Genomic DNA, 11,249 nt, shown 5'->3' with positions numbered 1-11,249 from the left:
ATAATTTAATCTTGATATCATTTGTTTTTTGTTAATCATACATCCGCCGCAATGTATAATTAAAGAGTACTGTTCCAGATTTTTAGGATAGTCTATACCGGAAGATATATCAAATTTTATATCAAAGCCCAAATATTTACTTAATAATTTCGGTATTTTTACTCTGCCGATATCATCTTTACTTGCATGGTGGCTGCATGCTTCGGCAATTAAAATTTTGTCGGAAGGTTTTAAAGTTTTTATTTTTTCAATTGCTTTTGCCATCTCAACAACATCTGATTTATTTGCCGAAAAAATTATTGAAAATGTAGTAAGCGGTATTTGTTCGGGAACAATTTTTGAAACTTCGTTTATTACCTGCGAATCACATATAACAATATCGGGCGGATTTTTTAAATTATCCAAACATTTTTGAAGTTCGGTATTTTTTACAACATAAGCCATTGCATTTATATCAAGAATACTTCTTATCATTTGAACTTGCGGTAATATAAGACGCCCTTTCGGTGCACCCAAATCAATAGGAACAACCAAAACTACCGTTTGAAATTGTTTTATGATATTATCGGTAAGTTGTTTTTCTTCAATACTATCGGAAATTAACTCATGTATTATTTTTGTAAAGTCGGTTAAAAACACATCTCTTTGACTTAAATCGGTTATATAAGAATATTCTTTAAATTTGTATTTTTTTATTTCCGACAAAAATATATCGGTTAATTTAACTTTTTTGTAATTATTGATTATTATAAAAAAAGGAATTTTGTTTTTGTTTAATTGTTCAATAAGGTTCTGCTCGTAACTTGTCCAAACATTTGGCTCAACAACAATAACGGCAACATCGGCAACCGAAAATATTTTATAAGTTTTTTCTTTTCTTTGTTTGGACAATTCGGAAATATCATCAATACCTGCGGTATCAATTAAAGTAGCAGGTCCCACATAAGAAAGTTCCATATTTTTTGAAACGGTATCCGTTGTAGTGCCTGCTACTTTTGATACTATTGAAATATTTTGACCGGTAAGATAATTTATAAGCGTCGACCTACCGACATTTATTCTTCCGAAAATACCTATATGAACGGTTACTCCTTTCGGTGTTTCCAACATCTTTTATTTTGCTTTACCCTGGTTTGCAACGGCTTCCATAGCTTTTTTAACGGCTTCCGGGTCACCTACATAATAACTTTTTACAGGTTTTAAATTTTCATCCAATTCATAAACAAGCGGCATTGCCGTGGGAATATTCAAATTAACAATGTTTTCGTCGCTTATATTATCCAAATATTTTACCAATGCTCTTAAGCTGTTACCGTGTGCGGCTATAATAATTTTTTTACCTTCTTTTATTTTAGGTGCAATTTCCGAGTTCCAAAAAGGAATAACTCTTGCAACCGTATCTTTTAAACATTCGGTTAAAGGAATATCTTTTTTATCAACATCTTTATATCTGGGGTCATTACCTGCATACCTTTCGTCTGTTGTTGAAAGCGGTTCCGGCGGAGTATCGTAACTTCTTCTCCAAATTTTTACTTGCGCTTCGCCGAATTTTGCTGCCGTTTCGGCTTTATTTAAACCCTGTAACGAACCGTAATGCCTTTCGTTAAGTTTCCAACTTTTTATAACAGGTATCCATAAAAGATCCATTTGTTCCAAAACATTATTTAAAGTTTTTATTGCTCTTTTTAAAACCGAAGTATATGCCAAATCAAAAACAAAACCGTCTTTTTTTAATTGTTGTCCTGCTTTTTGTGCTTCGGCAACACCTTTTTCGGATAAATCCACATCAGTCCATCCGGTAAATTTATTTTCTTTGTTCCAAACACTTTCACCGTGTCTTATCAAAACCAATTTATACATTTTTAACTTCCTCCGTTAAATTTGTTCCAAATATTTTTTATAACCCGATTCGCTGAGTTTTTTATTTTTATTTATTATTTTATCCGACATTTCTTTTCTGTAATTTAAAAGTTTTTCCGATAATTTATTATTATTTATTGCCAATATTTCCAATGCAAATATTGCCGCATTTACCGCCCCGGCTTTACCTAAAGAAACACACCCTACGGGTATTGAAGGCGGCATTTGTGCTATTGAAAACAAAGAATCCATACCAGCTAAACTTTTTCCTTCCATGGGAATACCTATAACCGGAAGTATTGTTTCCGAAGCAATTACACCGGGAAGTGCAGCAGACATTCCGGCAGCGGCTACAAAAACCTTTACACCGTTACTTAAGGATTTTTGAACAATTTCTTTAACCAAATTAGGAGTTCTGTGAGCGGAAGCTATATTGATTGTATAAGATATATCAAACTTATCAAAAATTTTTAAAGTTTCACTTACAATCGGCAAATCCGAATCCGAACCTATTATAACGGCAACTTCTGTTTGCTTATCCATTTTAATGCCCTCTGTCCGATATCTTTTCTGTAATGCATTTTATCAAATTTTATTTTAGGTATAACTTTGTATGCTTTATCTATTGCAGATTTTATATCATCCGAAATTGCTGTTACAACCAATACTCTTCCGCCGGAAGTTACAATTTTTCCGTTTTCATTTTTTTTAGTTCCCGCATGAAAAATTATTGCTTCGTCTTCGGTTACGGTGTCAAGCCCTGAAATTTCAATATTTTTTTCATAGTTTTCGGGATATCCGCCGGAAGCAAGCACCACACACACTGCCGCTTTATTTTCCCACTTTATATCAATTTCATCCAATGTTTGATTTATTGTATGCTCTACTATATCAACCAAATCTGTTTTTAAAAGAGGTAATATTACCTGTGTTTCAGGGTCACCGAAACGGCAATTAAATTCCAAAACATAAGGTTTTCCGTTATCAACCATAAAACCTATATATAAAATGCCTTTATATTCAATTTTTTCTTTTTGTAATCCGTTAATAATAGCGGGCATTATTTGTTCTTTTATCTGCTTTAACAATTCTTCGGTTGCCACAGGTGCCGGAGCATAAGCACCCATTCCGCCGGTATTTAAACCTGTATCTCCGTCACCGACTCTTTTATGATCTTGTGCGGCCGGCATTATTGAAAAGTGTTTTCCGTCAACAAACACCAAAACGGAAGTTTCCTGCCCTTGCAACCATTGTTCAAAAATTATTTTATTACCTGCACTGCCGAAAGTTTTATCTTGCATAATATCTTTTAAAGCCCTAATTGCCTGCTGCCTGTTTTGACACATAATAACACCCTTACCTGCGGCAAGACCGTCGGCTTTAACAACAAGTTTTTCATCTTCCGGCAATTTATTTAAAAAATCAAGCGCCTTATTAAAATCTGTAAAAACATTATATGCTGCAGTAGGAACGTTATACTTTTGCATAAAGTCTTTAGCAAAACTTTTACTTGCTTCAAGCATAGCGCCTTTTTTGGAAGGACCGAATATTTTTAAATTTTTTGAATTAAAAAAATCAACAATTCCGTCAGCAAGAGGAATTTCCGGACCGACGAAAGTAAAATCAATTTTATTTTCAATTGCAAAATTTGCAAGTGTCTGAAAATCATCAATTTTAATATTAACAATTTCGGCTTGTTTTGCAATACCGGCATTACCGAGTGCAGAATATATTTTAGTAACTTTCGGACTTTGAGCAAGTTTCCAAATTATTGCATGTTCTCTTCCGCCGTTACCTATAACAAGAACTTTCATTTTATCCTCTTAAAATATATATCTGTCAAAGAATTTAACTACAACCAAGAATGTTAAAAAAGCAATTATAAAAGTTGCAATCATTACATACCAATTTGCTTTTATAATGTAACTGATATTACTGTCTTTTCCTTTTGCTTTCATTGCATATTGAACTCTTATATCTTTGTTTAAGTCGGCATATTCAATAAATTTCGGGCAACAATCCTGCTCTTTTTTCCATTTACAATGAACCAAGCAAAAAACTTTACCTTCCCCATTGGCATCAACATTGTTATCACCTTGAAAAAGACAACCGATACAATTGTTTTTCATTTTAATACCGCCTTTTTTTTATTTTAAAAAATCTATTGCATTTTGAAAAATTTTCTTTCCCCATCCGTATTTATCATCACAACCCTGTCTTGCCGGATGTTGTAATTTATATATATATCTTTCGGGATGAGGCATTAGCCCGAATATGTTTCCGTCTTTATTACAAATTCCTGCTATTTGATTAAAAGAACCGTTCGGAGCTAACGGATATTTCGGATATCGTCCGTCATAAGCGGTATATCTGAAAACAACCTGATTATTTTCTTCTATATTTTTTAACACCGTATCATCTGCAACAAACTTACCTTCTCCGTGTGCAACCGGCAAAGGAATTATATCCGGTAAATTTTTAGCCCAAATACATTTTGTATTACCGTCCGTTTTTTCCGTTTTTAAATAAACCCATCTGCATTCGAATTTATTAGAATCGTTATACGATAATGTTGCCGTTTGTTCAAATTTATTCGGTTCCGGCAACAATCCCATTTTAACAAGAACCTGAAAACCGTTACAAATACCTATTATCGGTTTTTTTGATAATGCAAATTTTTTAATATTCTCACCCAATTTATTTTTTAATTCGTTTGCCAATATTTTACCGGATGCAATATCATCCCCGTAAGAAAACCCTCCCGGAATTGCCAATATATCATACGATAAAATTTTATCTTTATTTTCAATCAACTCATTGATATGAATTCTATCAACATTTGCTCCGCATATTTCAAATGCGGTTTGAAGTTCATAATCACAATTTGTTCCTGCAGTTCTTACTATAATAACATTTGGTTTATTCATTGTTTTTACCATTGTAAAGTTTTTTGCCAAGCTTCCTGCAAATTTTTAATATTTTCCTTAATTTTTATTTTTGATTTTGATGACGATAACAACACATAAGGTTCACTTATAACTTTCCCTATTTTGGAATAACAACAATCTTTTAATAAATCTTCAAATTTATTTGAATTTTCCCGTGAAACTTCAACTATAAACCTTGAATTCGATTCGGAAAATAAAATTTCCGGCAAACTCATTGTATCATCACTTATTTTTATCAAATCCGCATCAATATCAACACCTAATTCCCCGGCAAAAGCCATTTCAGAAACGGCCGTTATAAAACCGCCTTCACTGCAATCGTGACAAGCCAAAACCAAATTATCTAAAATTGCTTTATGTATTTGTTTCATAATTTTTTTGGATTCTTTTTTATTTAAATCCGGAACGAAACCTTCTGCAAAATTTTTTATTTTTGCATAAACGGAACCGGCAAGTTCATTATTTGTTACCCCTACCAAGTAAATAAAACTGCCTTCCTTTTTCAAATTCATTGTTACCGTTTTATTTACATCTTCAATTACACCCATCGCGGAAACGAGTAATGCCGGCGGGATTGAAAAAGTTTTTCCGCCGATTGAATATTCGTTATATAAACTGTCTTTACCGGAAATAAAAGGAATTGAATATTCTTTTGACATATCGTAACAAGCTTGAGTTGCCCTAACCAAACTTCCCAAAATTTCAGGTTTATTGGGATTTCCCCAACAGAAATTATCAAGCAATGATAATTTTTCAGGGTCGGCTCCGACACAAACGGCATTTCTCATAGCTTCTTCAATTACCGAAGCGGTCATTTTATAAGTATCGGTTTTACCGTATTCAGGATTTATTCCGTTTGATAAAACAATTGCTTTATCCGTATTTTTGACAACGGCACACGGCCAAATAACACTTGCATCGGAAGGTCCGGAATTTACAATAGAATTTCCCTGCAAAGGTTTTATAACCGTTTGTCCCTGAACTTCGTGATCGTATTGTCTTATTATCCAATCTCTTGAACAAACATTAATATCGGCTAAAACATTTTTTATATCTTGTGTTAAAACACCGGAATCGACATCAATCTTTTTTTGTCTGACCGATTTTTTCTCTTCCCAAACTGCCGTTCTTGTAGGTTTCGGAACTCCGTCATGTAAAAATTCCATATCCATATCGGCAACAATTTCATTATTATATTTCAAAACCAATTTCTTATCATCGGTAAATTGTCCTATAAATGTGGCCTCGACATTTTCTTTTTCAAATAATTTTAATATTTCGTTTTTATGTTCCGGCGGAACGGCAAAAACCATTCGCTCCTGTGCTTCGGAAATCCAAATTTCCCAAGGTTTTAAACCTTCGTATTTTAAAGGAACTTTTTCAAGTTCAACAACCACACCGGTCTTTTCGCCGAGTTCTCCGACGGCACTTGAAAGCCCGCCCGCACCGCAGTCGGTAACGGCTCTGTATAAATTCAAATCTCTTGCTTTAAGCATTGTATCCAAAACTTTCTTTTCCACTATGGGGTTGCCTATCTGAACGGCACTTACATCGGATTCTTTATCAAGTTCAACCGATGAAAAAGTTGCTCCGTGTATTCCGTCACGTCCCGTTCTGCCGCCTACCACTAAAACCAAGTCGCCGGAATTAACTTTTTTAAAACATTTGTCTTTCGGTATTATTCCCATTGTTCCGCAATATACAAGCGGGTTCGCCATATATCCTTCGTCAAAGAAAACAGCACCGTTTACCGTAGGTATTCCCATTCTGTTACCGTAATCTCTAACCCCGGAAACGACGCCTTTTGCAATTCTTTTAGGATGATGCATACCTTCGGGAACATCGGAATATTTGGTATCCGGTAAACCGAAACAAAAAACATCAGTATTTGCAAGAGGTTTTGCTCCAAGCCCGACACCGAGAATATCTCTTATAACACCGCCTATTCCGGTTGCCGAACCTCCGTAAGGTTCAAGTGCGGAAGGATGATTATGCGTTTCAACCTTGAAGGCAACACCGTTTTTATCGTCAAAATCTATAACACCCGCATTATCTTTAAAAACCGAAATACACCACGGTTTATCAAGTTCTTTTGTAGCTTTAAAAATTGTTTCTTTTAAAAGGTTGGAATATTTTGTTATGTTTTTTTTACCTTGTTTTATTTCCGTATATTCGATATTTCCGGTCAATGTTTTATGTTTGCAGTGCTCGCTCCATGTTTGAGCAACCGTTTCCAATTCGACATCGGTAGGATTTCTTTTAAGATTTTTAAAATATTTTTGCACCTCTTTCATTTCAACCAAAGAAAGAGAAAGAACATTCGTTTTACTTAACTCAACCAATTGTTTATCGTCTAAATTTATTATTTCTATAATTTTAACATTTTGTGTCATCTTATTTTATATTCCTGAATTAAAGTATTAGCCAAAAAACCTTTGGCAATTTTATTTAATTTTTCAACTGTTATACCGCTACCGTTAAAACAATATTTATGTCCCGTTTTAACAATAACATTATCGGTTATTCCCAAATCCTTTATCGCCTTAACAACACTTTCGCTTACGGTATCGGTTACACCGTGTTTCAGCCAAACTTCTATTGAATTTTTTTCGGTTTCTTTTTCTTCCGAAGTTTTATATTTTGATATTGAAAATTCTTCGGTTATTCTGTCGGTTAAAAGTTCATTTGCAATAACGGACACTTTTTTATCATCGATATCCGATATTATCCTGTAAACCGGAAAATACTCAACATTTTCTACTCCGTCTATTCCCATAATTTTTATATCATTTAACAATGAAACATTATGCGAGTTCGAAAAACCTTTTTTTGTTCTTATGGCAATTTCATATATCATTTAAAATTTCCTGCCTGTAATTTTTTCATAAGCTTCAACATATTTTGCTCTTGTATTTAAAACAACATCTTCGGGCAAAACCGGAACCGGAGGTTGTTTATTCCATTTTATTTTTTCCAAATAATCACGAACATATTGTTTGTCCAAACTGTCCTGCGGTACACCTTCTTTATATTTTGCCTGTTCCCAAAACCTTGAAGAATCGGGAGTAAATATTTCATCTATTAAAATCAATTTACCGTCATAAATTCCGAATTCGAATTTAGTATCGGCAAGAATAATTCCTTTTGTTAAACAAAATTGACTTACTTTTTTATATAAAGAAATCGAAACTTCACTTAATTGTGCAGCCAAATCATCGCCTATTCTTTTTGCAGTTTCTTCAAAAGAAATATTTTCGTCATGTTTGCCTACATCTTCCTTGCTTGAAGGTGTAAATATCGGTTCGGGAAGTTTTGAAGATTCTTTTAGCCCGGAAGGTAATTCAATACCGCATACGGTTCGGCTTTTCTGATATTCCTTCCAACCGGAACCTGCCAAATACCCGCGGACTATACATTCAATATCAATTCTTTTGGCTTTTTTAACAATCATTGAACGTTCTTTTAAAAATGAATATTTTTTAAGTTCATCCGGAAAATCATCAAAGTTGCCGGTTATAATGTGGTTAGCCACTATATTGCGGACAAAATCAAACCAAAACATTGAAAGTTTATGAAGAATTTTTCCCTTATCCGCAATTTCAGGTTCCAAAACATAATCAAAAGCGGAAATTCTGTCACTGGCAACAATCAATAAATTATCGCCATAAGAATAAACATCTCTTACTTTTCCTTTATGAAGTAATTTTGCTTCTTTTATTTCGGTTTCCATAATATTCTCCTATTTTACCTTTTTTAGTATATAAATTCAATATCTGTCACATTTGTTTTTTCACTTATTCAACAATTTCTTTAGGCAAAACAATTGTAAAAGTTGTTCCTTCTCCATATTCGGATTTAAATGAAATTTGCCCTTTATGATTTTCTTCTATCATCCTTTTTATTACATAAGAACCTATTCCCGTTCCCGAATTATTTAATTCTTTTGTTGTAAAAAAAGGAGAAAACATTTTACTTTTATTTTCCTGTTTTATTCCTATACCGTTATCGGTTACAGAAATAATTGCATTGTTTTTTGAATATTTCAGCGAAACCCGTATAAACGGCTTAAATTCTCTTATATCTTCCATATTTTTATGTAATATTGATTTTTTTTCTTCAACGGCTTCATAAGCATTATCCAAACAATTAAATAAAACTTCCTGTATCTGCGATTTGGATCCGTAAACCGAATCCTGTTCCGGAATATCGAAATCGATATTTATTTCGTCTTTTTGATGTTTTACCTTTAATAATTGACATGCCATTTTAAGTGCTTCTTTCAAAGAAAAGTTTGAAAAAGCCAACTCTTTTTCCGACTTTTTTGCAAAACTTAATATATTTTGAACAACCTCATTTGTATAATGAACATTAGACGAAACGGAATATGCAATTTCTTTCATAGTATTAACAAAATTTTTACATTGTTCATCTTTAATTTTATACTCCTTTAAAAAACTTTCTATTTCAACATCCATAAGACCCGATGCCATTGAAAATTGATGTAATCTGTTTTTTATTTGATGTGCCATACCGCCCGCCATACCGCCTATGGAAGCCAACTTTCTTATCTCAAAAATTTTATCCTGTTGTATTTTTATTTGTTCTATAAAATTAGCATTACTTATGGCTAAACCTATTTGGTTTGAAATCGTAGTAAAAATTTCAATATCACCGGACGAATATATGGATTTATTAACTTTATCTCCAAGCAATAAAAAAGCAATTAATCTGTCCCTTAACATTATCGGTATAACCAAATGAATACCGTTATTTATTTTTGAAAAAATCATTTTAATTTCATAAGGTAAAGCAAAAACAATAAAAGGAGTTTTCATCTTTTGCATATATGAAATAACTTTTGAATATTCCTGTACTTTTATTATTTCTCCTTTTCTTTTCATATTACTGTCGGATTTACATGTATAAATATTTTTTTCTGCATCAAAAATAAAAAAACTTACAAATGTAACTTTTACTCTTCTTTGAATAATCCTTACAACCAAATTTGAAAGTTTATTTATATTTTGTTGTTTTGCAATTACCCTTGAAGCCCATATTAAAAACTGTTGGTATTTTATTTGTTCGCTTTGCAGAAAATTTTCACTTCTTTTTTGTATATAGCTAAAAAACACGGGACCCAAACTCGATAAAACAAGCAAACTCAATGCCGATATTATCCATTTTCTGGTTATAATACCTATTGCAATCGGAACGACTAATATTATCACATAAATTGTTATAAATATTAACGTTTTAACAAAAGCAAGTTTTATATTTAGATATCTGTATTTTGAAACGGTATATAAAACTATAAAAAACCAAAATATCACAAGTAAATCATGCGGAATAATTTCTATTTTAAAAAAAGGTTCCAACAAATGCATTAAACCGGCAATATATAAAATAAAAAAACTTATTGCCAAAAATTTTAATCTTTCTTTTTCATATAAACTGGTAAGTTTTTTATATCTGTTATATAAAATCACAACGGCATATACACATAAAATTATAAAACATACCACAAACACATCATATAAAAAACCGGGAACAACATAAACATTCGGCGCTCGCGAAACAAATCCCTTTATAAATAAATCCGAATACGAAAAAAGAAGAAAAAAACAACACATAATCAAAGAAGCAAAAAATATTTTTTTATAAGGATTAATCAAATTAATTTCCAATGCGGTACATATAAAATTGAATAAAACCGGCATTGTAAAAATAGCAAAAACGTATACGAACCTTCCGTAATATAATGCCGTTTCGCTATCAACGGAATAAGAAACTATAAACGGACATAACGACCACATTCCTATAAAAAAACTCAGTATTAAAAATTTTCTGTATAATACCGAATTTCTGTTATAAAAATATAAAAATCCGGAAAGCACCGAACATATTAAAAAGGCAAGTAAAGATGATACCGCATAAAACATCCACATAATTAAACCCTATTTTCCGTTTTTTAATTTCCAATCCAAATATTTATTCATAAACTCGTCTATTTCACCGTTCATAACTTTTTCAACCTGAGCAGTTTCATATTCGGTTCTGTGGTCCTTAACCAACTGATACGGCATAAAAACATAAGACCTTATTTGATTCCCCCATGCAATTAAACCTTTATCGTCATAATGTTTTTCGGAAATTTGTCTTTTCTTTTCCAATTCATAATCATATAATTTTGCTTTCAGCAATTTCATTGCCGTAGCTTTATTTTTTGTTTGAGAACGTTCCGTTTGTGATTGAACAACAATATTGGTAGGTATATGTGTAATTCTGACTGCGGAATCGGTTTTGTTTACATGCTGCCCGCCTGCTCCGGTTGACCTGTAAGTATCAATCCTTATATCTTTATCTTCTATAACTATATCTATATCATCATCAACTTCGGCTATAACATCAACGGAAGCAAAAGAGGTATGTCTTCTTTTATTT

At 32.4% G+C, this 11,249-nt stretch carries 11 protein-coding genes; all 11 read right to left on the bottom strand.

Features of this window, described 5'->3' with window-relative positions:
* Nucleotides 1–1,110: [FeFe] hydrogenase H-cluster maturation GTPase HydF (gene hydF, locus ACMUOV_RS02005; protein WP_413853288.1), on the bottom strand; the 1,110-nt coding region annotated here is incomplete at its 3' end.
* Nucleotides 1,111–1,113: 3 nt separating this feature from the next.
* Nucleotides 1,114–1,860, bottom strand: a complete 747-nt coding sequence (gene gpmA / locus ACMUOV_RS02000; protein WP_413853286.1) for a 2,3-diphosphoglycerate-dependent phosphoglycerate mutase — start codon at nt 1,858–1,860, stop codon at nt 1,114–1,116.
* 15 nt (nt 1,861–1,875) lie between these two features.
* Nucleotides 1,876–2,403 carry a 5-(carboxyamino)imidazole ribonucleotide mutase gene (gene purE / locus ACMUOV_RS01995; RefSeq protein WP_413853284.1) on the bottom strand — a complete coding sequence of 176 codons (528 nt, stop codon included), beginning with the start codon at nt 2,401–2,403 and terminating at the stop codon, nt 1,876–1,878.
* Nucleotides 2,373–3,674: a phosphoribosylamine--glycine ligase gene (purD, locus tag ACMUOV_RS01990; RefSeq protein ID WP_413853282.1), complete on the bottom strand. Its 1,302-nt coding sequence runs from the start codon at nt 3,672–3,674 to the stop codon at nt 2,373–2,375. The genes purE and purD overlap by 31 nt, the downstream gene beginning before the upstream one ends.
* Nucleotides 3,675–3,683: 9 nt before the next feature.
* The gene (locus ACMUOV_RS01985) at nt 3,684–3,989 is read right to left on the bottom strand and encodes a hypothetical protein (RefSeq protein WP_413853280.1); all 306 of its coding nucleotides are present in this window, start codon (nt 3,987–3,989) and stop codon (nt 3,684–3,686) included.
* 18 nt (nt 3,990–4,007) lie between these two features.
* Nucleotides 4,008–4,787: a phosphoribosylformylglycinamidine synthase I gene (purQ, locus tag ACMUOV_RS01980; protein ID WP_413853278.1), complete on the bottom strand. Its 780-nt coding sequence runs from the start codon at nt 4,785–4,787 to the stop codon at nt 4,008–4,010.
* A gap of 5 nt (nt 4,788–4,792) precedes the next feature.
* Nucleotides 4,793–7,201, bottom strand: coding sequence for a phosphoribosylformylglycinamidine synthase subunit PurL (gene purL / locus ACMUOV_RS01975; protein WP_413853276.1), 2,409 nt, complete (start codon nt 7,199–7,201; stop codon nt 4,793–4,795).
* Entirely contained in the window at nt 7,198–7,665 is a 468-nt protein-coding gene (locus ACMUOV_RS01970; protein WP_413853274.1) for a phosphoribosylformylglycinamidine synthase subunit PurS, read from the bottom strand. Before ACMUOV_RS01970 ends, purL begins: the two co-directional genes overlap by 4 nt.
* Nucleotides 7,666–8,538, bottom strand: coding sequence for a phosphoribosylaminoimidazolesuccinocarboxamide synthase (locus ACMUOV_RS01965; protein ID WP_413853272.1), 873 nt, complete (start codon nt 8,536–8,538; stop codon nt 7,666–7,668). It lies immediately after the preceding gene.
* A gap of 64 nt (nt 8,539–8,602) precedes the next feature.
* Nucleotides 8,603–10,747, bottom strand: a complete 2,145-nt coding sequence (locus tag ACMUOV_RS01960) for an ATP-binding protein (RefSeq protein WP_413853270.1) — start codon at nt 10,745–10,747, stop codon at nt 8,603–8,605.
* Between the two features lie 15 nt (nt 10,748–10,762).
* Nucleotides 10,763–11,249 (bottom strand): peptide chain release factor-like protein (locus ACMUOV_RS01955; protein WP_413853268.1); only part of this gene is annotated, 487 nt, incomplete at its 5' end.

Source organism: Candidatus Ruminimicrobium bovinum (assembly GCF_902760015.1).
GTDB lineage: Bacteria > Elusimicrobiota > Endomicrobiia > Endomicrobiales > Endomicrobiaceae > Ruminimicrobium > Ruminimicrobium bovinum.
This window is presented reverse-complemented; position numbering and strand designations above follow the sequence as displayed.